The 24,187-nt window shown below is 66.6% G+C and carries 22 protein-coding genes; 10 read left to right on the forward strand and 12 right to left on the reverse strand.

Annotation, left to right across the window (positions count from 1 at the left end; all coding sequences use genetic code 11):
* Nucleotides 1-112 precede the first annotated feature (112 nt).
* Nucleotides 113-1,072 carry an acetyl-CoA carboxylase carboxyltransferase subunit alpha gene (locus tag POS15_RS10910; protein ID WP_019184412.1) on the forward strand — a complete coding sequence of 320 codons (960 nt, stop codon included), beginning with the start codon at nucleotides 113-115 and terminating at the stop codon, nucleotides 1,070-1,072.
* A 222-nt stretch (nucleotides 1,073-1,294) separates the two neighbouring features.
* Here the strand turns inward: POS15_RS10910 and POS15_RS10915 are convergent, their stop codons facing one another.
* Nucleotides 1,295-1,750: a CopD family protein gene (locus POS15_RS10915; RefSeq protein ID WP_019184413.1), complete on the reverse strand. Its 456-nt coding sequence runs from the start codon at nucleotides 1,748-1,750 to the stop codon at nucleotides 1,295-1,297.
* Nucleotides 1,751-1,910: 160 nt separating this feature from the next.
* Here POS15_RS10915 and POS15_RS10920 point away from each other — a divergent pair, with 160 nt between their 5' ends.
* Together POS15_RS10920 and phaZ are read left to right on the forward strand one after the other, a co-directional pair.
* The gene (locus tag POS15_RS10920; RefSeq protein WP_046272054.1) at nucleotides 1,911-2,507 is read left to right on the forward strand and encodes a class I SAM-dependent methyltransferase; all 597 of its coding nucleotides are present in this window, start codon (nucleotides 1,911-1,913) and stop codon (nucleotides 2,505-2,507) included.
* Between the two features lie 57 nt (nucleotides 2,508-2,564).
* On the forward strand, nucleotides 2,565-3,920 hold the full coding sequence (gene phaZ / locus POS15_RS10925) for a polyhydroxyalkanoate depolymerase (protein WP_200899471.1): 1,356 nt from the start codon (nucleotides 2,565-2,567) through the stop codon (nucleotides 3,918-3,920).
* 205 nt (nucleotides 3,921-4,125) lie between these two features.
* Here the strand turns inward: phaZ and POS15_RS10930 are convergent, their stop codons facing one another.
* Both POS15_RS10930 and POS15_RS10935 read right to left on the reverse strand, forming a co-directional pair.
* A complete protein-coding gene (locus POS15_RS10930; protein WP_070426931.1) occupies nucleotides 4,126-5,106 on the reverse strand; it encodes a sensor domain-containing protein in 981 nt (326 codons plus the stop codon).
* Nucleotides 5,103-5,468 carry a PadR family transcriptional regulator gene (locus tag POS15_RS10935; RefSeq protein WP_070473296.1) on the reverse strand — a complete coding sequence of 122 codons (366 nt, stop codon included), beginning with the start codon at nucleotides 5,466-5,468 and terminating at the stop codon, nucleotides 5,103-5,105. Before POS15_RS10935 ends, POS15_RS10930 begins: the two co-directional genes overlap by 4 nt.
* Before the next feature lie 150 nt (nucleotides 5,469-5,618).
* Here POS15_RS10935 and POS15_RS10940 point away from each other — a divergent pair, with 150 nt between their 5' ends.
* On the forward strand, nucleotides 5,619-6,518 hold the full coding sequence (locus POS15_RS10940; RefSeq protein WP_019184418.1) for a peptidylprolyl isomerase: 900 nt from the start codon (nucleotides 5,619-5,621) through the stop codon (nucleotides 6,516-6,518).
* Nucleotides 6,519-6,596: 78 nt separating this feature from the next.
* On the opposite strand, the gene POS15_RS10945 is transcribed toward POS15_RS10940, so the two are convergent.
* Nucleotides 6,597-7,475, reverse strand: a complete 879-nt coding sequence (locus tag POS15_RS10945) for a DMT family transporter (RefSeq protein WP_284128153.1) — start codon at nucleotides 7,473-7,475, stop codon at nucleotides 6,597-6,599.
* Between the two features lie 159 nt (nucleotides 7,476-7,634).
* Here POS15_RS10945 and POS15_RS10950 point away from each other — a divergent pair, with 159 nt between their 5' ends.
* Together POS15_RS10950 and POS15_RS10955 are read left to right on the forward strand one after the other, a co-directional pair.
* A complete protein-coding gene (locus POS15_RS10950; protein ID WP_026069977.1) occupies nucleotides 7,635-8,585 on the forward strand; it encodes a LysR substrate-binding domain-containing protein in 951 nt (316 codons plus the stop codon).
* An 87-nt stretch (nucleotides 8,586-8,672) separates the two neighbouring features.
* A complete protein-coding gene (locus POS15_RS10955; RefSeq protein WP_019184421.1) occupies nucleotides 8,673-8,966 on the forward strand; it encodes a hypothetical protein in 294 nt (97 codons plus the stop codon).
* Between the two features lie 45 nt (nucleotides 8,967-9,011).
* Here the strand turns inward: POS15_RS10955 and POS15_RS10960 are convergent, their stop codons facing one another.
* Nucleotides 9,012-9,782, reverse strand: coding sequence for a DUF4349 domain-containing protein (locus tag POS15_RS10960; protein ID WP_083279873.1), 771 nt, complete (start codon nucleotides 9,780-9,782; stop codon nucleotides 9,012-9,014).
* 156 nt (nucleotides 9,783-9,938) lie between these two features.
* Between POS15_RS10960 and POS15_RS10965 the strand changes: the two genes are divergently transcribed.
* On the forward strand, nucleotides 9,939-11,747 hold the full coding sequence (locus POS15_RS10965) for a DUF885 domain-containing protein (protein WP_046272059.1): 1,809 nt from the start codon (nucleotides 9,939-9,941) through the stop codon (nucleotides 11,745-11,747).
* 52 nt (nucleotides 11,748-11,799) lie between these two features.
* Here POS15_RS10965 and POS15_RS10970 read toward each other — a convergent pair whose 3' ends face one another.
* From POS15_RS10970 to POS15_RS10980, 3 genes are all read right to left on the reverse strand, one after another.
* Nucleotides 11,800-13,167 (reverse strand): FAD-dependent oxidoreductase, encoded by a 1,368-nt coding sequence (locus POS15_RS10970; RefSeq protein WP_284128154.1) that lies wholly within the window; start codon nucleotides 13,165-13,167, stop codon nucleotides 11,800-11,802.
* An 811-nt stretch (nucleotides 13,168-13,978) separates the two neighbouring features.
* Nucleotides 13,979-15,823 carry a multidrug efflux ABC transporter SmrA gene (smrA, locus tag POS15_RS10975; RefSeq protein ID WP_284128155.1) on the reverse strand — a complete coding sequence of 615 codons (1,845 nt, stop codon included), beginning with the start codon at nucleotides 15,821-15,823 and terminating at the stop codon, nucleotides 13,979-13,981.
* Nucleotides 15,824-15,912: 89 nt separating this feature from the next.
* Nucleotides 15,913-17,490, reverse strand: coding sequence for a serine hydrolase (locus POS15_RS10980; protein WP_284128156.1), 1,578 nt, complete (start codon nucleotides 17,488-17,490; stop codon nucleotides 15,913-15,915).
* Nucleotides 17,491-17,601: 111 nt separating this feature from the next.
* On the opposite strand from POS15_RS10980, the gene POS15_RS10985 reads away from it, so the two are divergent.
* Both POS15_RS10985 and POS15_RS10990 read left to right on the forward strand, forming a co-directional pair.
* A complete protein-coding gene (locus tag POS15_RS10985) occupies nucleotides 17,602-18,042 on the forward strand; it encodes a VOC family protein (protein ID WP_019184426.1) in 441 nt (146 codons plus the stop codon).
* Nucleotides 18,039-18,857, forward strand: coding sequence for a DUF72 domain-containing protein (locus tag POS15_RS10990; protein WP_284128157.1), 819 nt, complete (start codon nucleotides 18,039-18,041; stop codon nucleotides 18,855-18,857). Before POS15_RS10985 ends, POS15_RS10990 begins: the two co-directional genes overlap by 4 nt.
* Nucleotides 18,858-18,861: 4 nt before the next feature.
* On the opposite strand, the gene POS15_RS10995 is transcribed toward POS15_RS10990, so the two are convergent.
* Complete coding sequence (locus tag POS15_RS10995) at nucleotides 18,862-19,518, reverse strand: Pr6Pr family membrane protein (RefSeq protein ID WP_046272063.1); 657 nt, start codon at nucleotides 19,516-19,518, stop codon at nucleotides 18,862-18,864.
* Between the two features lie 77 nt (nucleotides 19,519-19,595).
* Between POS15_RS10995 and POS15_RS11000 the strand changes: the two genes are divergently transcribed.
* On the forward strand, nucleotides 19,596-20,543 hold the full coding sequence (locus POS15_RS11000; protein WP_019184429.1) for a DMT family transporter: 948 nt from the start codon (nucleotides 19,596-19,598) through the stop codon (nucleotides 20,541-20,543).
* A gap of 49 nt (nucleotides 20,544-20,592) precedes the next feature.
* Here the strand turns inward: POS15_RS11000 and POS15_RS11005 are convergent, their stop codons facing one another.
* The 3 genes from POS15_RS11005 to POS15_RS11015 form a co-directional block, all read right to left on the reverse strand.
* Nucleotides 20,593-21,663, reverse strand: a complete 1,071-nt coding sequence (locus POS15_RS11005; RefSeq protein WP_019184430.1) for a sensor domain-containing diguanylate cyclase — start codon at nucleotides 21,661-21,663, stop codon at nucleotides 20,593-20,595.
* 68 nt (nucleotides 21,664-21,731) lie between these two features.
* Nucleotides 21,732-22,454, reverse strand: a complete 723-nt coding sequence (locus tag POS15_RS11010) for a pseudouridine synthase (RefSeq protein ID WP_019184431.1) — start codon at nucleotides 22,452-22,454, stop codon at nucleotides 21,732-21,734.
* Between the two features lie 56 nt (nucleotides 22,455-22,510).
* Nucleotides 22,511-24,145 carry a diguanylate cyclase gene (locus POS15_RS11015; RefSeq protein ID WP_284128158.1) on the reverse strand — a complete coding sequence of 545 codons (1,635 nt, stop codon included), beginning with the start codon at nucleotides 24,143-24,145 and terminating at the stop codon, nucleotides 22,511-22,513.
* Between the last annotated feature and the right edge of the window lie 42 nt (nucleotides 24,146-24,187).

A 24,187-nucleotide genomic window follows, 5' to 3' on the forward strand; every position in this document is an offset into this window, starting at 1 on the left:
CTCACTGGCGCCCTTGGCCCCGCTGCGCTACCGTCGGTTTCCAGACGACGGCGTACGGGGCTTTTCGGCGCATTCGGCTACACTTTCCCTCTTTTCTTCACGACGGTTTCCGATGAATCCGAACTACCTCGACTTCGAGCAACCCATCGCTGATCTGGAGGCGAAGATCCAGGAACTGCGCAGCGCCAGCGCCGGACCTGCGGTCAATGTCGAGGCCGAGGTCAATGCCCTGCAGGACAAGCTGCGGGTGCGCACCGCGCAGATCTTCCGCAACCTGACCTCCTGGCAGGTCCTGCAGCTGGCCCGGCATCCGTCCCGCCCGTACACCGAGGACTACATCCGCATCATCTGCGATGAGTTCCAGGAACTGGCCGGCGACCGCGCCTTCGCCGACGACAAGGCGATCATCGGCGGCCTGGCCCGTATCGGCGGCCGCTCGGTGATGCTGATCGGCCATCAGAAGGGCCGCGACACCAAGGAAAAGATCAAGCGCAACTTCGGCATGCCCAAGCCGGAGGGCTACCGCAAGGCGCTGCGCCTGATGAAGATGGCCGAACGCTTCGGCCTGCCGGTGCTGACCCTGATCGACACCGCCGGTGCCTGGCCGGGCATCGACGCCGAATCGCGCGGCCAGTCCGAAGCGATCGCACGCAACCTGATGGAAATGGCCGAACTGAAGGTGCCGGTGGTCTGCACCGTGATCGGTGAAGGCGGCTCCGGTGGCGCACTGGCGCTGGGCGTGGGCGACCGCACCGTGATGCTGGAATACAGCGTCTACTCGACCATCAGCCCGGAAGGCTGCGCCTCGATCCTGTGGAAGGACCCGGCCAAGGCCAAGGATGCCGCCGAACAGCTCGGCCTGACCGCCCCGCGCCTGAAGAGCCTGGGCCTGGTGGACAAGGTCGTGCGTGAGCCCACCGGCGGCGCCCACCGCAACCCGAACCAGATGGCCAAGCGCCTGAAGGCTGTGCTGCTCAACGAGCTGGACGTGCTGGAGAAGCTGCCCGTGGATGAGCTGCTGCAGAAGCGTTACGAGCGCCTGCGCAGCTACGGAACCTACGAAGTAGCCTGACCGGGCTGCGGCGGAAACGAAAAAGCCGGACGCGCGAGCGCCCGGCTTTTTTTGTGCTGCACGCCGGCGGCCTGGCTCGGCGGTAGTGCCGGCCGCTGGCCGGCTCCTCCGTTATCCGGCATCCCCGGCATCACCGTGAGCCGGCCAGCGGCCGGCACTACCCGGTTTCGCACGCGGGTCCGAGGTAATTGGCCTGCGGCCGGCACCACCGCTGCGGATCGCTTAGAACGGCTTGGCGATCACCAGCCACACCACGCCGATGAACAGTACCAGCGGCAGTTCGTTGAACCAGCGCAGCGCGCGCGAGGACGGCAGCACCCTGCCCTTCACCGCGCCTTTCAACAGCCGGCCGGTCCACGAGTAGTACACCAGCAGCAGCACCACCAGGCCGAGCTTGGCATGCAGCCAGCCTGCCGCACCGGGGGCGACCATGGTCGGGAAGTCCGGAATCACGCGATAGCCCAGCCACAGCACCACGCCCAGGATCAGCGCAAGGCCGAACATCATGTGCCCGAACCTGTACAGGCGCAGGCCCATCAGCTGCAGCCGCTCGGTCACCGGCAACTGGCCGGCGGTCTCGCTGAGGTTGACCAGGATCCGGGGCAGATAGAACACCGCCGCCATCCATGCCACCACGAACAGCAGGTGGAAGGTCTTGACCCAGTAATAGGACTGCATGCGCTTGCTCCCGCGGCTGGCGTAGGTTGGCCGCCATTCTCGCATGCCCGGTTGCGCCGCCCCACGGGTGGCCGACGCGACCCTTCGCCGCACCCCGGCTGCGCATCCGCGGGCGTCACACCGTACGATAGGCGCCGCTTTCGCCCACGTGCAGATCCCCATGGACAAAACCTACGACGCCGCCTACTTCCAGCGCTGGTACCAGCCTGACCAGACCGGTGGCGCCGCGCGCCTGGCGCGCAAGGTGGCACTCGCCGTGGCCAGTGCCGAGTACTACCTGGAACGCCCGATCCGCAGCGTGCTGGATATCGGCTGCGGCGAAGGCGCCTGGCGTGCGCCGCTGCTCAAGCTGCGCCCGCGCGTGCAGTACCTGGGGTTCGACAGCAGCGATTACGCGGTGCATCGCTACGGCCGCAGCCGCAACCTGCACCCGGCCAGGGTCGGCGATTTCGCCTGGCTGCGTCCGTGCGCGCCGGTCGATCTGCTGATCTGTTCGGATGTGATGCACTACGTGCCCAGCCGCGAACTGCGCCCGGCCTTGGAAGGCTTCGCCGAACTCACCGCCGGCGTCGCGTTCCTGGAGGCGTTCACCGCCGAGGATGACTTCGATGGCGACCATGAAGGCTTTCAGGCCCGTCCGGCGCGCTGGTACCGCAGCCAGCTCAAGCGGGTCGGATTCACCGCGTTGGGCTCGCATTGCTGGCTGTCACCCGCACTGTCCGGGCAGGCGGCGGCACTGGAGCGCGGCGCGCCCTGAGTCTCGATAACAATTGAGACAGGACCCGCATTAACGCGCCCGCGCGACGGGTGCGCTATGCTGCGCGGCAACATAAGACCATACATATCGGACGTCATGCTATATCAGCTGCATGAGTTGACCCGCAACCTGCTCGCCCCGTGGGTGCACCAGGCCCAGGCCAACGCGAAGTTCTTCGCCAATCAAGGTCATTGGTGGTCGCAGATGCCCGGCGCGGATCGCCTGGCCGCTGTGAACGAGCTGTTCCACCGCATCGGCAAGGATTACGAGAAGCCCGAATGGGGCATCAACGAGATCGACGTCGAGGGCGAGCGCGTGCCGATCGTCGTCCACGAAGAGGTCAGCAAGCCGTTCTGCAAGCTGCTGCGCTTCAAGCGCCACAGCAATGAAGCCGACCAGCTGCACACCATGCTCAACCAGCCGTTCGTGCTGGTGGTGGCGCCGCTGTCCGGCCACCACGCCACGCTGTTGCGCGATACCGTGCGCACCCTGCTGCGCGACCACCGCGTGTACGTGACCGACTGGGTCGATGCGCGCATGGTGCCCGGCAGCGAAGGCGAGTTCGGGCTGGATGACTACATCGCCTATGTGCAGGAATTCATCCGCCACCTCGGCGCGGAAAAACTGCACGTGGTCAGCGTCTGCCAGCCGACCGTGCCGGTGCTCGCCGCCGTCTCGCTGATGGCCAGCCGTGGTGAAGCCACGCCGCGTTCGCTGGTGATGATGGGCGGCCCGATCGATGCGCGTTGCAGCCCGACCGCGGTCAACAACCTGGCCACGCAGAACCCGATGTCGTGGTTCGAAAACAACGTCATCCACACCGTGCCGGCCACCTTCCCGGGTGCAGGCCGCCGCGTGTATCCCGGCTTCCTGCAGCATGCCGGTTTCCTGTCGATGAACCCGAGCCGCCATTTCAGTTCGCACTGGGATTTCTATGCCGACCTGGTCAAGGGCGACATGGAAGATGCCGACGCGCACCGACGTTTCTACGACGAGTACAACGCTGTGCTCGACATGCCGGCCAAGTACTACCTCGATACCATCCGCGTGGTCTTCCAGGAGTTCCTGCTGCCGCGCGGCGAGTGGTACGTGCAGGGGGAACGCGTGGATCCCAGCGCGATCACCGGCACCGCGCTGCTGAGCATCGAAGGCGAGCTGGACGATATCGCCGGCCTTGGCCAGACCGAAGCGGCGCAGGAACTGTGCACCGGCATTCCGGCTGCGCACCGCGAGCATTTCATCGTGGAAGGCGCCGGCCATTACGGCATTTTCAGCGGCCGCCGCTGGCGCGAAACCGTCTACCCGAAGGTGCGTGATTTCTTCGCCGCCCATGCGCAGACCGTGGCCAGCAAGCCGAAGAAGGCCGCGAAGATCGCGAGCAACGTGACGCCGCTGCGGCGTAAAGCCGGCTGACGCCACGGATATGCGGTAGTGCCGGCCGCTGGCCGGCTCCACGCGCTGCAGAACGAAAACCAGGTAGTGCCGGCCGCTGGCCGGCTGCGCTTTCATCCAGCAGCCTGGGGAGCCGGCCAGCGGCCGGCACTACCGGATCCTCGGGTTCTGCAGCGCCGGTAGGTGACGACCGTTGGTCGTCACCCTCGCCATCCTCGTGTCCCGTTTACAACCGCACCAGCAGATGCTTGGCCATCATCCCGTGCAGGCGGCCGATGCCGCGGGCCAGGTGCAGCGTGGCGAACAGCAGCAGCACGCCGACCACGGCCAGCAGGGGCGTGACCCAGACCGGCAGCATCTGGATGCCGTCGATGTGGATGCCCACGTAGTCGCTGGAGAACAGCGCCGCCACCGGTGCCCAGATGAAGCCGATCGAGGTCGACAGCAGCGTGGTGGCGATCGTGAAGTAGACGATGCCCAGCGGCAGCATCAGCACGAAGTACAGCAGGGTCAGCCAGGTCCGCCCGTCAGTGAACATGTCGCCGATGCGCTGCAGCCAAGTGCGGCTGCGGTCGGAGTACGTCGGCCGGCGCGGCATGCGCTCGCCCAGCAGCGCTTCCACTAGGCGCCCTTCCAGCAGGGACAGGCCGCGCACCGAGCCGAAGAACAACACCGCCACCGGGATGCCGATGATCAGCACCATCAGGCCCAGCGACAGCGACAGCCCGGTCACCACCCAGGTGAAGAAGAACGTGCCGGTGGCCAGCGACAGCAGCATGTAGAACAGCGCGCCGTAGGTGCGGGCCTCCAGTGCGACACCGAAGAAGCTGGCCAGCGCAGAGCGCGGCCTGGGCGGGGCATGCGGGGGCGGTACGGCGCCCATGCCGGGGCCGCTGGGCGCGGCCTGGCGCAGGGGTGCCGCGCCGGCGCTCGGCGTGCGCAGCGCGCGGTTCACCGTGATCTCGGTTTCGCGGTAGATCTCGGCCACCTCTTCCGGCGCCCCGTAGCTGCCGGCGACATCGGCGATCACCTCGGCCTCGCTGCGGCCCGGCTGTGCGGCCAGTTCCGAGCGCAGGTATTCCTCGGCGTCGTAGAGCGCGTCCTGCACCATCGCCGGATCGGCGTCGTGCAGTGCCGCACGCAGCTGCGCCAGATACGCGGGAATGGTGGTCGGCAAGGCCCGACCGGCCACGGATTCGATGTTCATTCGGTTACCCCTTCCAGGACGGAATCGACGGAATCACGGGTGGCACGCCACGCGGCGGTCCAGTGCCGGAGCACTTCGCGCCCCGTGTCATTGATGCGGTAATAGCGACGCGGCGGACCGGCCACCGACGGTTCAACATGGCTTTCCAGCAACCCGGCCCCTTCCAGGTTGCGCAGCACCGGGTACAGCGCGCTCTGCTTGCCGCTCAGCACCCCCTCGCCGACCCGCTCCAGCTCCTTGGCGATCAGGTAGCCGTACAGCGGCTCGCCCGCCCTGGCCAGCACCGCCAGCAAGGCCAGGGAGACCGTGCCGGAGCTGAGCTCTTTCTGGAACTTCTTGAGATGGACCTCGTGGTCGCTCATGGCGGTCTCCGCTAGCGTGGAGTCCACACTAGTCCGAAGTTCGCTATAGCGGATGTGTCGTTAGTCACCGTGCCGGTTGGGCAGGGCCGGGTGGCGGTGGCCGACGTGGTTCGCGCACAATCGGGGAACACCTTCCTGAACGGGTCTGCCATGTCGCCACGTCGTCCTGCCCTGCTTGCCCTCGCCCTGGCATGCCTGCTGCCCCCCGGGGCCAGTGCGGCCACGCCCTACCGCAGCCCGCAGCAGATTCTGGACGCCTCGCCGGACAGCGACTGGCGTACACCGGACCCGGCCAACCTGCTGTACATGAACCTGCCCACTGGCCGGGTCATCATCGAGCTGGCCCCGGCATTCGCGCCGCAGCATGTGGCCAACATCCAGACGCTGGCCCACGAGCACTTCTGGGATGGCGAAAGCATCTACCGTGCACAGGACAACTTCGTGGTGCAGTTCGGCGATGCCGACGCTGATGATGCCGCCAAGGCAAAGCCGCTCGGCAGCGCCAAACGCAAGCTCCCCGCCGAGTTCCAGCGCGACAGCAAGGGGCTCACGGTCAGCCTCCTGCCCGATCGTGACGGCTGGGCCGACCAGACCGGCTTTGTCGATGGCTTCCCGGTGGGACAGGACCGCAAGGACGGCAAGACCTGGCTGGCGCATTGCTATGGCGCGCTGGGCGCTGGTCGCAACAACGAGGAAGACAGCAGCATCGGTGCCGAGCTGTACGTCGTGACCGGGCAGTCACCGCGCCAGCTGGACCGCAACATCACCCTGGTCGGCCGCGTGCTGCAGGGCATGGAGCTGCTCAGCGCGCTGCCGCGTGGACCGGCACCGATGGGCTTCTACACCGACCCGGCACAGCGCACCGCGATCCAGTCGATCCAGCGCGCCAGCGATGTCCCGGCTGCGCAGCGACCCAGACTGCAGGTGCTGCGCACCGACTCCAGGACCTTCGCCGAGGCGACCGAAGCGCGCCGCAACCGTGTCGACGATTTCTACAAGCGCCCGGCCGGCCACATCGACCTGTGCAACATCCCGGTGCCGGTGCGCTGAGGATGAGATAACCGACGCGTCAGCGTCCGGATGCCTCGGTAGAGCCACCTCATGGGTGGCGCACGCGGACCCGACGGCCTATCGCTGCGACACCGCCACGCTCCCAAGAATCAACACGCCCGCGATGACCATCGCGCCGGTCACCGGTTCGCCCAGGAACAGCCAGGCGAACAGGGCGCCGAACATCGGCACCAGGTAGGTCACGGTCGAAGCGCGGGCCGGGCCGATGCGGGCGATCAGGCGGTAGAACATCAGGAACGCCAGGCCGGTGCAGACCACGCCCAGCGCGATCGCGCAGGCCCAGGACAGCATCGGGATCGGTGCGGCCGGCCAGTGGGTCAGCGCCATCGGCAGCAGCAGGATCGCCGCGCAGCCCAGCGTGGCACCGGCGGAGGCGGCCGGCGGCAGGCCGGTCATGTGGCGCTTCACCAGGTTGACACCCAGCCCGTACAGCAACGCGGCCAGCGCACCGGCGACCACCGCTGCGCCGATGCTCAGCCCGGCAACCTTGGCCGTGGCCAGCACGACCACGCCGGCAAAGCCGACCAGCAGGGCGATCGCGCGGCGCACGCCGATCTTTTCGCCGAAGAACAGGAAGGCGATCAGGGCGGCAAACAGCACCGTCATCGCGTTGCAGATCGCCCCGATCGCGGCGGGGGCGCGCTGCGCGGCCCAGGCGAACAGCACGAACGGAACCGCCGAATTGATCAGGCCGATCGGCGCCAGCCACAGCCAGCGGTGCGCCGGGAACTGCGCCCGCGCCTGCCACAGGAACGGCAGCAGCACCAAGGCACCAAGCAGCAGCCGTACCTCCACCAGTGCGTAGGGCCCAAAGGCGGGCACGGCCACGCGCATGAACAGGAACGAGCAGCCCCAGATCGCGCCGAGCACGGTCAACTCCAGCGGCGTGCGCCAATCACGATCCACGCTGCCCGCCGCCAGCGGCGCCCCGCTCACGCCGGGTCTCCGCAAGGACGCTTACATGCTGGAGTAGCGGTAAAGGACGGCAACATGCGCGTGGATCCGGAGAGGAAGGGCGACAGCATCCGCCTGCCGTCGCGCGCCCACAAGCGCGTAGTATCCGTGCAAGCCACAAATATGATTTGGGTCTCGACCATGATCCTTCGCCCTGCCCTGCTGCCCGCGCTGGGGGTGTTCGCGGTGGCTGCGCGCCATCAGAATTTCGCCCGTGCCGCCCAGGAGCTGCACCTGACCGCCAGCGCGGTCAGCCACCATGTGCGCCGGCTGGAAGAGCTGCTGGGCACGGTCCTGTTCCAGCGCCACGCGCGCGGCGTGCGGCTGACCGCCGAGGGACGCCAATTGGCCGATGCGGCGGCCGCCGCGCTGAGCGATCTCAATGCCGTGGCCGGCAACCTCCACCCGCAGGCGGACATCGTGCCGCTGCGGGTCACCACCATCCGCTCGCTGTCGTACTGCTGGCTGATCCCGCGGTTGCCGCGCTTCACCCGACAGCATCCACGCATGCGCATCGAGCTGCAGACCAGCACGGAGCTGGTGCGCTTCGACGAGAGCGGCCCGGAGCTGGGCATCCGTTACGGCCTGGGCCAGTGGCCGGGAATGACCGCGCACCACCTGATGGACGACGAACTCTGCCCGGTCGCCTCGCCGGCATTGGCGGGGGTTTCGGCGCTGCGCGACGCCGCGCAGATCGCCGCGCTGCCCCTGCTCAGCGACATGTCCCCGCAGGGCTGGCGCGACTGGTTCCGCGCTGCCGGTGTCCGCGGCCTGGACCTGCCCTCGCTGCACACCTTCAGCGACAGCACCGATGCGATGCGCGCGGCGGTGTACGGCATCGGCGCGGTGCTGGCGCGCAAGCACATCGCGCAACCCTATCTGCAGCGTTACGAACTGGTGCGCCTGCCTGGCCCTGCGCTCAAGGCGCGCTACGCTTACTACGTGGTGCACGCCGACCACCGAGCACTCAGCCCGACCGCGCAGGCCTTCATGGATTGGCTCAAGCGCGAAGCGCTGGATGAGCGCACCCCGCTGCCGGCCCTGCCTGACGAACTGCTGGGCCTGCCACCCGCCGACCCGGCGCGCGACTGAACCGGACACCACGGCCCAGCGCGCATCCTCACCCGACCTTTTCCGACCGCTGGCTAGGCTGGAGTCCCTTTCCCCGAGGCTCACCCCATGGCCCTGTTGCGACTGCGAATCACCGGCACCGAAGACGATGCACGTGCCATCACCGACCTGCTGCAGAGCATCGAGGGGATCGAACACGTCGAAGAAACCGACGACCTGATGCCGCACATGGACGACGACGACTCCAGCTCGGCCGGCCTGTCCGATGACATCGGCCCGGGCACCCATGAACTGGAAGTGGAAGTCGGCAATGCGCTCGGCGCCCAGCGCGTGCGCGACGCCGTGCAGGAACTGGCGCTGGAGCTGGACGTCTTCGTGGAATACGAGCAGGACGAAGGCTGACTCGACCGTCGTGCCGCGCTGTCACGCGCGGCACGACAGGCAGGCTCAGCGTGCGGCCGCCGCGGCCTTGCGTCGCTTGCGGCGACGCCACAGCGCCACGACCACGGCACCGACTGCCCAGGCCACCACACCAACCGGCAGCAGCGCGGCAACCGCGCGGATCACGAACGCGATGCTGGTGGTGACGATCGAGCCGAACTCACTGACCGCCTTGCCGATCTCGCTGCGGCTGCGCTGCCCGGCCGGGCCTTCGAAACGCATCGTGACCAGCTGGGTATCGATCCGGCGACGCTGCTGCGCGGCGTCCTTGTTGGCCTGCTCCAGCCCCGCTTCAATCTCGGCCATGCGCTGTGAGACCGCCAACAGATCGGCAACCTTCATGTCGCTGCGCTGCTGGTACGCCTGCAACTGGGCATGCTCCTTCTGCAGCCGCGCCTGGGTCAGCGCGGTATCGGCCACCTGCTGGGCAAGATCTTCGGCATGGGTATTGCGCGAGGCCACATCGCCGCCTTCACCGGCCAGGGCGATGATCGGCTCGACACCCTTGGGCGCGATGCGCACGCGGATCGAGCCGGAGCGGGTCTCACCGCCCTCTTCGCCCACCTGCAGCACGGCGCAGTCGCCAAACCGGTTGCTCTGGCAGGCCTCGGACACGGCCTTGACCCGCTCGCTGATGCGCTTGGCATCCAGCTGGATGCGGAGGTCATGTTCATAGGCCAGGAACGCACCCTCCGGCGAGGCGACCGCCCCGGCGGCCGCATCGGCCGCGTAATCCTGTCCGCCGCGGCCACAGGCCACCAGGCCCAACAACAGCATCCCTGCCAGCCCGGCGCGGGCCCGTCGTGTCCATCCAGTCACAGTGCAGCTCCAGTCAATGCGGTGATCTTCACGGCGCATGGTAATCCAATGGCACGGGGACAACGGGGGCCATCGGCCCTATGCTCGGGGATTGTCCCCAGTACAGGAACACCGATGCGCCAGCATCTGCTTGCCCTCGCCCTGATCGCCGCCCTTGGTGGCTGCCAGCAGGCCGACTCCCCTGCGCCCGCCACCGGCACCGAAGCGGCTGCCCCCGCCGGCGATGCCGCGGTCGATACGGCCTTCGCCGATCTGTCCAAGCGCGCCCTGGACACCTGGATGCAGCTGTCCCCGATCAGCGCCACGCAGATCGGCGACCACCGCTATGACAGCGAGATCGATGACCTGAGCGCCGCCGGCCAGCAGAAGGTGCTGACCGCGTACAAGGCCCTGCTCGCCGACCTGGACAAGATCGACGTGAGCAAGCTCTCGCGCGAGAACCAGGTGGACGCGGCGATCCTGCGCAACCAGCTGCAGTCCGAAGTCTGGACCGCCGAAGTGCTGCAGTCGCCGAAGTGGGACCCGCAGATGTACAACGGCATGGCCGGCAGCGCGCTGTACGGCCTGATGGCGCGTGAGTTCGCGCCGCTGCCCGAGCGCCTGAAGTCGGCCACCGCGCGCATGGAGAAACTGCCGCAGATCTTCGCCCAGGCCCGTGAGAACCTGGACCCGGCCCGCGTGCCGAAGATCCACGCCGAAACCGTGGCCAAGCAGAACCGCGGCATCCTGAGCATCGTCGATACCTTCATCACCCCGCACATCGGCGAACTCCCCGCCGAGGACCAGAAGCGCCTGCAGGCCGCGATCGAGGGCCTGAAGAAGGCCGTCGAGGAGCAGCAGACCTGGCTGGACAAGACCCTGGTGCCGAATGCCAAGGGCGATTTCCGCATCGGCGCGGACCTGTATGACCAGAAGCTCAAGTTCGCGCTGAACTCCTCGCTGTCGCGTGCCGAGATCGGCGAGCGCGCGCGTGCCGAACTCAAGCGCGTGCGCCAGGATATGTACGGCATCGCGCAGACCGTGCTCAAGGACAAGCCGGGCGCCCCGGCGCTGCCGGCCAACCCGAGTGACGAGCAGCAGCAGGCGGCGATCGAAGCCGCGCTGGAGCTGGCCTATGCCGACAAGCCGGCCCGCGACAAGGTCGTCGACGACGCCAAGGCCGCGCTGGAACAGTCCACCGAATTCGTGCGCAAGCACGACCTGATGACGCTGCCGGATTCACCGGTGGACATCATCCTGATGCCGGAATTCCAGCGCGGCGTGGCCGTGGCCTACTGCGATTCGCCGGGCCCGCTCGACAAGAACCTGAAGACCTTCTACGCGGTCTCGCCGATTCCGGACGACTGGACCGACAAGCAGGTCGATTCGTTCCTGCGCGAATACAACAGCCGCATGATCCACCTGCTGAGCATCCACGAAGGCACGCCGGGCCATTACCTGGAAGGCTGGCACTCGGGCAAGTTCCCCTCCACGCTGCGCGCGGTGCTGCGTTCGGGCCTGTTTGCCGAAGGCTGGGCGGTCTACACCGAGCGGATGATGCAGGAGCAGGGTTACCTGGACAACGATCCGCTGTTCCACCTGGTGCAGCTGAAGTTCTACCTGCGCACCATCTCCAACGCGATCCTGGACCAGGGCGTGCACGTGGACAACTGGACGCGCGAGCAGGCGATGCACCTGATGACCCACGACGCCTTCCAGCAGGAAAGCGAAGCCTCGGGCAAGTGGGTGCGTGCGCAGCTGACCTCCGCGCAGCTGCCCACCTACTTCGTCGGTGCGCAGGAGCACTTCGACACGCGCAAGGCCGTGCAGGACAAGCAGGGGGCCAAGTTCAACCTGAAGGCCTACCACGACCAGATGCTGTCCTATGGCGCGCCGCCGGTGCGTTTCGCGCGCCAGCTGATGCTGGACCAGCCGATCGAGTGATCGAGCCTTAGTGTTAAAAAGCGGACGGCCCGGTTATTACCGGGCCGTTCTTTTATACAGCGAAAGGCAGCGGGATATGACTGAAGGTAGTGCGCTGACCACTATCCTCTGATCCAAGTTGAATCATCTGAAATCCCGGCGCATTTTCCTTGTCCACGCCAAAGCGCACGACGACATGATTCGCACTTAATTTTTCATGCCTCCCTGCCCCGACATCTTGATAATGGACTATATGATTAGAACTTGAAAATGACTCAACCCCGGTTACAGCGACCTCAAATTTGACCATGAATCGAACAAACATCCGGTCTCGATCTGTCGCTACATGATCGAACACGCAATTGAGAAGGTGGACCACAAACCTATTGAGAAGATAGGCCTTGTCAAAGTGACCGTGCTTTGCAAGCAGGGTCACTTCCAAGCTGCTTTGGGGCTGCCTGAAGCAAGCGAGCACTGCAGACCTTACGCTTTGCTCGCTAGCAAGACTGAGCGCAACCGCTCGACACTTCTCATCCAGCGCGCTCCACACCCTTGCGTCCAGTGTCCAACTTGCCATCAGTCTGCCCTGAGCTTCGATGGCTTGAAGCCTCTCCCGTTGGGCAGCCAAGAGTTCACGATCCACCGCATCCTTGAAAACCTCATCCACGAACTCGAGCGGAAGATTGAAACGAGTGAGCGAGCGCAAAGCATCCTGAAGAGCGCCGTCGCCACCGCCAATAATGACGATACGTCCGCCTTCATCTGCTAGCGCCTGCAATTCGTCATCTTTCCAGAAAGGAACGCCCATGAACGGATCACCTTTCGTAGGGCCGCTACCATCATGAGAAGGCAAGCTCACATTTTCGGTGCCCATACCGGCAGCCAGCACGATGTAGTTCGGGCTAAGGGATACCTCGGCCGGCTTTCCCGCCCACCAGTTCATCTCTGAAATGTCCAGAGTCGGCTTCCTCCCAATTGAATTCTGCCCAGCCGATGGCGAAGACGCGGCACGAGCGAAGTCAAGAACGTAGTCCTTCAAACAGAGTCCAGCTAAGGACTTGACTCCGGTCGCGACGTGCAGGTTTCCCAAGGAAAGTACCTGCTGCCTGAGCCAGTCCACCATTTCTTGAGCGAATTCACTCGCCGGCAGTGGCACGCGGCTCGTAAAAACCGGGCAACCAGTGAAATCCTGCCAGACATCCGCATCACTGGGTGGATAAGTCTGGTCACCACTGAAGCTCCAGGGCCATTCGTACATGAACGGTCCAACATATCGCTTAGTTACCGACGATTGCAGAGACATCGGCGCGTCATTAGCTTCCAGCAGAACAACCCGTTTACCCCGCATCGCCGCGTCCGTAGCCACTGCGATACCTGCTGCGCCTGCTCCAATGACAAGTAATGATCTAAAGTCCGGATCGAGGGCATTGAGGTCTCTCACGAGCAACCTGCCACGAACGATTTGATCCCTCAGACTCACATGGTATTGGCCGCTGGAAACGTCAAAAACGTCGGCAGCGACTTTGCTAGCCAGCAGTCCCAGGCAGTCTACGACTGTCACCTGACTGTTCAACTCTCACCCCAGATAGCTCGTTCAACGATGCGCTCGAACTCAGCTGACTGAACTGAGAACAATGACGGGTGCGACAGCACTTGACCCAGGCCTCCGCGAGCACTTGACGGTACTTGCAAGCCGTCTTCCTCCCTCATCACTCCACCAGGGCCTGACACAAGCGACGTGAGTAATACGGGAGGCAACCTCCACCTTCCCTCTTCTTTCTCGACCAAGCCCATCAGCTCCAGTTGCCCCAGCTGTACTCTGACGTGGCTGCCGAACCTGGCTTTGTCGTCAAGCAACCGGCCAAGCTGGTTGGGGCGGTATCGGAGCCCACCCCATCGATCGCTTACATCTGACGCCAGTTCCATCATCCGCTCGACCAACTGGCTTTCGTCTGCTCCTTCCGTGCCTATTTCACGCAGCACCCCCATCAGCGCAGTGCTAGTGCTACGTACAATTCTTGCGGCCATGTCTCATTTCTTCCTTGATATGACGAGCACTCTTGAGCATCAAATTCGGTACAGTTACTACCTGAACAGTATCGGCAAGACCTCCAGATATCTGAAGGGATCAGCGGACTATCATCACGCGCAAGGGCCACGACCACTATCAAGCGCTGCGTATGCGCCAAGGCGCGTCAATCTAGAGTTTACCGAGTAGCTCTTACCACTCGAAATCGGCAGCTTTAGGCGATCTACCACACGGGCGCCTCGTCTGACGCCACGAATCCACCGGTCTGCCGCGCCCACAGACGGGCATACAAGCCGCCGGCCGCGATCAGTTCGGCGTGCGTGCCGGTCTCCACAATGCGGCCCTGGTCCATCACCACCAGCCGGTCCATGCGCGCGATCGTGGACAACCGGTGCGCGATCGCGATCACTGTCTTGCCGGTCATCAGTTCGTCCAGGTTGTCCTGGATCGCCGCTTCCACTTCCGAATCCAGCGCCGAGGTCGCCTCGTCCAGCACAAGAATCGGCGCGTCCTTGAGCAGCACCCGCGCGATCGCGATGCGCTGGCGCTGGCCACCGGACAGCTTCACCCCGCGCTCGCCGACGTGCGCATCGTAACCCTGCCGTCCTTCGCCATCACGCAGGGTGTCGATGAAGGCCGACGCCCGTGCCTTGGCCACCGCGGCATGCAGCTGTTCCTCGGTGGCGTCCGGGCGGCCGTAAAGCAGGTTGTCGCGGATCGAGCGGTGCAGCAGCGAGGTGTCCTGGGTGACCACGCCGATCTGCCGGCGCAGGCTCTCCTGGGTCACGCCGGCGATGTCCTGGCCGTCGATGCGGATCTGCCCGCTCTCCAGGTCGTACAGCCGCAGCAGCACATTGACCAGGGTCGACTTGCCGGCACCGGAGGGGCCGACCAGACCGATCTTTTCACCGGGCTTCACCTGCAGGTCCAGCCCGGCGATGACGCCACCGCTTTTGCCGTAGTGGAAATGGATGTGATCGAAATGCACGGCGCCCTGGCTGACCACCAGCGGCACGGCATCGGCGCGGTCCTGCACGGTGAGCGGCTGGGAGATGGTGGTGATGCCGTCCTGCACCGTGCCGATATCCTCGAAGATGCCGTTGATCGTCCACATGATCCAGCCGGACATGTTGTGGATGCGTATCACCAGGCCGGTGGCCAGGGTGATCGCACCGACCGTGATGTGCCCGCCGTTCCACAACCACAGCGCCAGGCCGCAGGTGCCCACGATGAGGAAGCCGTTGACGATGGCGATGGTGACTTCCAGCCCGGTGGTGACCCGGGTCTGGCCGCGGTGCTTGACCGCCAGTTCGTCGATCGCCTCGGCCACGTAGGCCTGCTCGCGGCCGCCATGGGCGAACAGCTTCAGCGTGGGCACGTTGGTGTAGCCATCCACGATGCGGCCCATCGCCTTGGAGCGCGCCTCCGAGGCGATCCACGCGCGCTCTTTGGCCCGCGGCACGAAGTACCACATGATCACCGCATAGCCGGCCATCCACAGCCCCAGCGGAAGCATCAGCCGCCAGTCGGCCTGCGCGAACAGGTACAGCGCGGTGCCGGTGTAGACGATGATGTACCAGAGCGAATCGACCATCTGCACGGCCGATTCGCGCAGCGAGGTACCGGTCTGCATGACCCGGTTGGCCATGCTGCCGGCGAAATCGTTCTGGAAGAAGCTCAGGCTCTGCCGCACCACGTAGTTGTGCATCAGCCAGCGCGAGCGGTTGCTCAACCCCGGCACGATCGCCTGGTTGACCAGCAGGCTGTGCAGCGAGACCAGCAGCGGCCGCGCAATCAGGGTGATGCCGGCCATCCACATCAACGTGTTGGCATGCCGGGCGAAGAAGTCGCTGCCGGGCTGCTCGGCGACCATGTCGACGATGCGGCCCAGGAAATCGAACATCGCCACTTCCACCAGCGCCAGCAGCAGCCCGGCGATCAACGTGGCCAGCAGCACCGGCCACACCGGACGCAGATAGTGGATGTAGAACGGCACCACCTTGCGCGGCGGCATGCGCCCATCGATCGGCGGGAAAACCGGAATCAGCGATTCGAACCAGCGGAACATCGCAGTGCACCGAAAACAAAACAGGCCGCGATTATCCCACCGCGGCCTGCCCTTTTACTCTCACCTCCATCACACGCCGGCGACGGGGTTCAGCCCTTGGTCTCCGGCGCGATCGGGGTCAGCAGCAGGTCCTGGAAATCGAAGCTGAAATCGGTCAGCGACGACACCGCCTGCATGCGCACCTCGCGGACCTTGCCGTCCGGATCCAGGCTGAAATTCACGAAGGCATCGGCATTGAGAGAGCGGTCGTCCCAGCGCACCAGGAAGGTGTCGTGCTGCCAATGTTCCAGCGTGCCGATCAACTGCGCGGTCCTGCCGAAGCGCAGGCGCAGTTTGCCGCCCTGCTGTTCAACGAATACGTCGCCGTACCACGCGTCGCGGTAACCGCCCGCGTAGCGTGCCAGCGGCAGCGACGGCGTGGACTTCGCATCGCGCGCCGCCTGGTGCCTGGCCCAGCCCTCGTCCGCCTTCTCCTGCGACTTGGCCACGGCGGCCGCATAGGCGGCGACCCAGTCGGTGGCCGGCGCCTGCAGGTAGGCGTCCAGCGCTTCCATGGTGATTGCGTTGAAGGCGGCACCCACTTCCTGGTTGGTCAGCACCACGATGCCGAGCTTGTGCTCGGGCACCAGGGTCACGCGCGAGACCATGCCGGGCCAGCCGCCGGTGTGCCAGACCAGCTTCTGGCCACGGTAATCACTCAGGCTCCAGCCCTCGCCATAACCGGCGAAATTCGGCCGTGCCGCCGCAAGCTGCGGCACGCTCGGCTCGGGCACGACCTGCGGGGTGATCATCTGCCACATCGCCTGCTGGGTCTTGGCGGTGAACAGCGGCTGGCCGTTCTCCAGCGTGCCCTGGGCCAATTGCACGTTCATCCAGCGCGCCATGTCATGCACGCTGGAATAGATGCCGCCGGCGCCGGCATTGTTGGACCAGGTCAGCGGTGCGACGGTGCGCAGCTGGCTGAAATCGTACTTGGCATGACCGACCGCGGCGTTGTCGCCGGGCTGCAGGTGATCAGCGTTGTAACGTGTGCCGCGCATCCCCACCGGGGTGAAGATGTGCTGCTGCAGGAAGTCCGCATAGGTCTGCCCGGACACCTGTTCGATCACCTGCTGGGCGACCGCGTAGAGAATGTTGTCGTAGGCGTAGCGATCGCGGAACCCGGCCTTGAGCGGCACCTTGCCCAGACGCTGCACCACCTCTTTGTTGCTGTAGGAGGTGGTCGGCCAGAACAGCAGGTCACCCGCGCCCAGGCTCAAGCCACTGCGATGCGAGAGCAGATCGCGGATCCGCATTTCACCGGTCACATACGGATCGGACATGCGGAAGCCCGGCAGATGATCGATCACGCGATCGTCCATCTTCAGCTTGCCCTGCTCGGCCAGCAGGTTCAGCGAGGTCGCGGTGAACGCCTTGGTGTTGGAGGCAATCGCGAACAGCGTGTCGGCCTGGACCGGCGCCGGCTTGCCCAGCTCGCGCACACCGTAACCGCGTTCCATCACGACCTTGCCGTCCTTGACCACCGCCACGGCGATGCCGGGGATGTCGAACTCGGCGCGGGCCCGTTCGATGGTGGCGTCCAGCCGCTGCAGTTCGGCCGGCACGGCGGCCGATGCCAAGGGTGCGCATGCGAGCAGCACGGCGCCTCCGATCCAGGATGTGTTCAAGCAGTGTCTCCGGTTGCGTGTGGCGGGGGCGTCGAAGGTGCCGATGCCCCGGTTTCGCACGATGGTAACGCGGGCCGGATCAGGCTCGCCTGTGCCAGAAGGAGGCCCGCCATGACCGCGCCCGCGCAGACCACCGCTACGATCATTCCCTGCCTGCGCTACCGCGATGCACACGCCGCCATTGCCTGGCTGCAGCGCGCGTTCGGGTTCCAGCAACAGGCGGTGTACGCCGAGGGCGATATCGTGCACCACGCCCAGCTGGTGTATGGCCACGGCATGATCATGCTCGGCTCGGTCGACAACGCCAGCGAATGGGGCCGCTACAGCGTGCACCCCGATGAGGTCGGCGGCCGCCAGACCCAGACTGCCTGCGTGATCGTGGCCGATCCGGATGCGCATCATGCGCGCGCGGTTGCCGCCGGCGCCCGGATCGTGATCGACATCGCCGACCAGCCCTATGGCGGCCGTGGCTATGCCTGCCGCGATCCGGAGGGCTACCTGTGGTGGTTCGGCAGCTACGACCCGTGGGCCGGCCACGCGGGCGGCGCATGAGCGCACCGCCCGGCATCATCCGCACCGGTATCGGCGGCTGGGTCTTCCCGGCGTGGCGTGGTGGCACCTTCTATCCGGCCGGGTTGCCGCAGCGCGAAGAGCTGGCCTATGCCAGCGAGCAGCTCGGCTGCATTGAAATCAACAGCACCTTCTATCGCGCGCAGAAGCCGGCCATCTATGCACAGTGGCGCGAACAGACGCCCGAGGGTTTCCGCTTCTCGGCCAAGGCGCCGCGCACGATCACCCAGACCCATGACCTGACCACCGTCGGCGAACGTGCCGAGCGCTTCATCGAGGGCATCAGCGCGCTGGAGGACCGGCTGGGGCCGCTGATCTGGCAGTTCGGTGAGAACCATCCGGCCGCCGCGGCCGAGTTCGATGCGTTCCTGGGCATGCTTCCGCGCAAGGTTGGCGGCGAGCGCCTGCAGCACGCGCTGGAGGTGCGCAACCCGGCTGCGTGGACACCGGACCTGCTGGCTGCTGCCCGGGCCCACGGCGCCGCGCTGGTGTTCAGCGGCTCGGACGATTACCCCAGCTTCGCCGACCCGACCGCGGAGTTCATCTATGCGCGGCTGATGCGCTCACGCGCCAACCTGCGTGCCGGCTATCCAGCGCGGGCCATGGAGCAGTGGTGCCTGCGTGCGATGCGCTGGGCGCGCGGCGAGGACAATGCAGACCTGCCCCACCTCGCCGCCGACGTGCCCGCGCAGTCGCCGCGCGAGGTGTATGTGCTGTTCATTGGCGCCGCCAAGCAGCGCAATCCCGGCGCGGCGATGGCCCTGCGCGACCAGCTGCGGCAGCTCGGCGGCGGCTGACCGGTCACCGCTGCCGGCGGCGCGCCGCGAGCGCCGCATCCAGCCACCACAGCAGGGCACCGGCCACAATGAACACCACCGCCACGGCCAGCACATTGCGCGCGACCAAGCCGATGCCCAGCGCGCCCAGGTCCAGGAACGGGTACGGGTACTGTCCGCTGAGCCGCCCGACCAGCAGCGCCCAGCCCAGGTAAACGATCGGAATCGCCAGAACGCCGGCCAGCCCGCGCCGAGGCAGCCGGCCGTGCGGCCCGGCCAGCCAGCCCAGCAGATACATCACGGGCACCGCGTAATGCAGGCCGGCATCGGCCCACCATTGCGCGCCCTGCGGGTGCCACAGCGGACGCAGGATGATCACGTAGATCAACCCGGTGATGCCGATGAACAGCGCCACTGCCACGCGCGGGACCGGCGCGGCCAGGCCAGTGCGACGGCCGCAGGCCAGGGCAACGCAGACCACGGCCACCCCGATGTTGCTGAGGATGGTGAAGTAGCCCAGGTAGCGCAGCGTCGCCTCCGCTGCACCCGTGCCGGGGATGCGCAGCAGCAGGTGATACTGCAGCAGCAGCGAGGCAACTGCGACCACGGCGGTGAGGCCGGCCCAGGCGCGCAGCGCGGGTGGCGTTGAGGGGGCAAGGGAATCGCTTTGCAGAGGTGTCATGGGCGCAGGATGCCACGGCCCGGAAAAGATCACGTGGAAGGCGTCCGCCACGTCGCGGCTTGTCGCACAATACGCCGATGCCGATGACCGATACCCGCAGAGCCCTGCTGCAAATCCATTTCTGTGTGCTGCTGTGGGGCGTCACCGCCATCCTCGGCAAGCTGATCACCCTGCCCGCCCTGCCCCTGGTGTGGTGGCGCATGCTGCTGGTGGTGGCCATGCTGGCGCTGGTGCCACGGGTGTGGCGCGGGCTGCGGCAACTCTCGCCGCGATTGGTCGCCGGGTACTGCGGCGTCGGCGCGCTGGTCGCGCTGCATTGGCTCACCTTCTATGGCGCGGTGAAACTGGCCAATGCCTCGGTAGCCGCGACCTGCATCGCGCTGGCGCCGGTGTTCACGGCGGTGATCGAACCGTGGGTGGCCAAGCGACCCTTCCAGTTCCGCGAGCTGGCCTTCGGCATCCTGGTGCTGCCCGGCGTCGCACTGGTGGTGGGGGGCGTTCCCGATGGCATGCGCCTGGGCGTGCTGATCGGCGCACTGTCGGCATTGCTGGTGGCCGTGTTCGGCTCGCTCAACAAGCGCCTGGTCAGCCATGCCGACCCGCTCACCGTGACCGCGCTGGAACTCGGCGCGGGCACGCTCACCCTGACCCTGCTGGCGCCGGTGCTGCCCTTCCTGCTGCCGGCGCTGGCCAGCGACCTGTGGGTGATCCCGGACCTGCACGACGGCCTGCTGCTGTTGGCCCTGGCCGGTCTCTGCACGCTGCTGCCGTTTGCGCTGGCCCTGGTCGCGCTGCGCCACATCAGCGCCTACACCTCCCAGCTGGTGACCAATCTGGAACCGGTCTACGCGATCCTGCTGGCGATGGTGCTGCTCAGCGAGCAGCGTGAGCTGACGCCGCTGTTCTACGCCGGCGTGGCGATCATCGTCGGGGCGGTGTTCCTGCACCCGCTGCTCAACCGCCGCCGGAAGGTGCAGCACCCGGAAATCCTGGCAACCTCGGAAGCGCGCAACATCGCCGATTGAGCGCGCGTACCGGCCAACACCCGGCACGCCACGGACAGGGCCGTGCGCTTCAGTCGGCGCGCAGGACCCGGTTGCGGCCCTCGCCCTTGGCCCGGTACAACGCCGCGTCGGCCCGTGCCAGGGTCTGCTCGATCGCATCGCCGTGGCGGTGCGCGGCCACCCCGATGCTGATCGTCAACGGCAGGCCCAGTGGCAGGTCGGCCACCGCCATGCGCAGGAAATCACACTGCAGCTCAGCGGTGGCCAGCGGCGTATCGGGCATCAGCACCACGAATTCTTCGCCACCGTACCGCGCGGCCAGGCCGTGCCCGGCGAAATGCGCACGCAGCAGCCGGGCCAGTTCGGCCAGCACGTGATCGCCGGTGGCATGGCCGTAAAGATCGTTGACAGTCTTGAAGTGATCGATGTCCAGCAGGGCGACGGCCGTGGCGCGTGGCTGGCCGTCGGCGTCCACCACCGCCGCTTCCAGCGCAGTGCTCATCGCACGGCGGTTCGGCAGGCCGGTGAGCGGGTCGGTGCGGCTCTGTTCGGCCAGGTCGGCGTTCTGCTGTTCCAGCAGTTCGTTGTACTCGGCCAGGCGCTGCTCGTACCAGGCGCGGTCGGTCATGTGCTGCTGTATCTCGTGCGCGTAGCGGCGCAGCTCCATCACCAGCGAGACCTGCCGGGACAACGCGGACAACGCGTCGCGCTGGCCCGGGCTGAGCTGCCGGGGCGCCGCATCGAACACGCACAGAGTGCCCAGGGGCAGCCCCTCGCTGCTCAGCAGCGGCGCACCGGCGTAGAAGCGGACGTGCGGGTCATCGACCACCACCGGGTTGTCGAAGAAGCGCGGATCGTTGCGCGCATCCTCGACCACCATCACCTGGTCCGGCTGCAGGATGGCGTGGCCGCAGAAGGAGATGTCGCGACTGGTTTCGGCGGCCTCCAGCAGCTGGCGCGCCTTGAACCACTGGCGGTCCTGGTCGACCAGGGTGACCGCGCCCATGCGCGTGCCGCACAACGCCGTGGCGATCGTGACCAGATCGTCGAACGACCGCTCGCGGGGGGAATCCAGGATCTGGTAGCGCTGCAGCGCCAGCAGGCGCTGCGCTTCGTTGTCCGGCTTGGACGGCTTGATCATCGTGGCAGGCAGTAGCGTGTGCCTGCGCAGTCTAGCCCGAGTATCGCGCCATCACGTGACGCACAGCATCACCAGTCCAGCTGCTTGGGCAGCAGGCCCTTGAGCTCGGCGTCGGTGAGGTTGCGCCACTGGCCCGGCTTGAGCGCCCCGAGCTTGATGTTGTCGATGCGCACGCGGCGCAGCTGGGTGACCCGGAAGCCGAACGCGGCGGCCATCAGGCGGATCTGGCGGTTCAGGCCCTGCTGCAGGGTGATCCGGAACCCGAACTTGGCCAGCTTGCTGGTCCGGCACGGCAATGTGACTTCGTCACGGATGCGCACGCCGCGGGCCATGCCACGCAGGAACTCATCGGTGACGGCCTTGTTGACCGCGACCATGTATTCCTTCTGGTGGCCATTTTCGGCGCGCAGGATCTGATTGACGATGTTGCCGTTGCTGGTGAGCAGGATCAGGCCTTCGGAATCCTTGTCCAGGCGGCCGATCGGGAAGATGCGCTGCTCGTGGCCGACGAACTCCACGATGTTGCCCTTGACCGAGCTTTCGGTGGTGCAGGTGATCCCCACCGGCTTGTTCAGCGCGATGTAGACGTGCTTGCGGCCACCGGCCTTCTTGGCTTCACGGGCGCGCAGCGGCTGGCCGTCCACCAGCACCACGTCCTGTTCGCCCACCACCGCACCGGTACCGGCCGGATGGCCGTTGACGGTGACGCGGCGCTCGCCGATCAGGCGGTCGGCTTCGCGGCGGGAACAGAAGCCGGTATCGGCGATATGCTTGTTGAGTCGGGTTGTCATCGGCCCATTATCGGGCAAAAGGTGGCCGCCGCTGCGTTTTTCCGCGTGCCGGTGGTTCAGGCCGGCAATGGATCGCCGGCGGTCGTGGTGCGTTCGCCGTCGTGGATCTGGTTGCGGCCGTTGCGCTTGGCGCAGTACATGGCGTGGTCGGCCCGGCGCAGCAACCCGGCCAGATCGTCGCTGCCCGGCTGGAGTACCGCCAGGCCGATGCTGGCCGAGACGGTCAGGCCCGGGATGCCCAGCGTCTGGGTCACCGCCGCCACCTGCTGACGGACCGTCTCCAGCCGGGCCACGGCTGCGGCATGGCCGGCACCGGGCAGCAGCACCAGGAATTCCTCACCGCCCATCCGGATCACATCGTCATGGTTGCGCACCGAGCCGCGCAGCGCGCGCGCCACCGCGACCAGCACCTGGTCGCCCACCTCATGCCCGAACTGGTCGTTGATGTCCTTGAACAGATCGATGTCCAGGAAGCCGATCGCCAGCGCATGCGGCTGCTGGCGCGCGCGTTCCAGGTACTGCGCGAGCAGCCGCAGGCCGGCGCGCCGGTTGGGCAGGCCGGTGAGCACGTCGGTGTCGGCCAACTGGCGCATTTCATCGCGCTGGCGGCGCAGCCTGCCCAGCCGGAGATTCAGGGCGTAGGCGGCCATCATCAAGAACCAGGTGGCCGACAACTGCAGCGCTTCGATCCGATAGGCCACCAGCCAGCGCGCGTCCAGCGCGTCGGCCCCGATCATGATCCACCAGGGGGCCAGCGCGGCCAGCCCCGGCAGCGCATGCGCATCGCCCCGCCACAGCCCCCACAGCCCCGCACCGAGGCACAGCGTGCAGACGACCAGGAAACTGCCTTCCAGCGCTGCCGCCCCGGCGCTCAGCCCGTCCAGCCCCCAGAGCGGCACGCTCAGCCCGAGCGCGATCAGGCCCCACAGCACGAGGTGCTGGGCCGGACGCGAGCGCGGCCAGCACCGGTCACCGCCGGTGAGGCGCCACAGGATCGGCAGCAGCAAGGCCTGGCTGAACGCGGTGAGCGCGATCAGCCACCAGGAGGCGCGGTCGTGCACCGGCAACCACGGCTCGGGATAGCCGCTCAGCCCGCCAAGCACCGCCTGCCAGAGCACGAACACAATGCAGGCGCCGACATACACCAGGAAAGACCGGTCGCGGGTGGTGGCCCAGCCCATCAGCGCAGACAGCGCCAGGGCGATCGCCACGGCGATGCAGGCTGCGCGCACCAGCAGCCGGGCGGTGTCGTTCTGCTGTACCGGACTGGGCGCGCCAAGTTGGATGGTCGGTACCCAGCGCGGCTTCAGCGGCCGGGTCCAGGACACCACGATCGGCTCGTGATCGCCGGCCTTGGGCACCACCACCAACCCGACCCCGGCCCGGAAGCGCGAATCGCGCGTGCGGGCATCGTGCATGCTGCCGCAGATCTCGCGGTCGCCATGGCTGATGCGGACCTCGCCGGTGAGGACCCCGAATACGTCCACGGCCTGTGGCTTGCCCGACCAGCCGGCGGCGGGCGCCGGGATCGAGAGCACTTCCTGGTGGCGTGCCAGTACATCCGGCGCGCAGGCGCGCTGCGGCGTCACCTCATCGGTGGCCCCGCCCAGCAACAGGAAGTCCTGCCCCACGCGCGGCGCCGCCTGCAGGCTCCAAGGCAACAGCCACAGCAGCACCAGCGCGAACGCCATCCACCCGATTGAGTCACCGCCCCCGTTGCTCACACCTGCGTC

This window comes from Stenotrophomonas sp. BIO128-Bstrain, from assembly GCF_030128875.1.
Taxonomy (GTDB): domain Bacteria; phylum Pseudomonadota; class Gammaproteobacteria; order Xanthomonadales; family Xanthomonadaceae; genus Stenotrophomonas; species Stenotrophomonas bentonitica_A.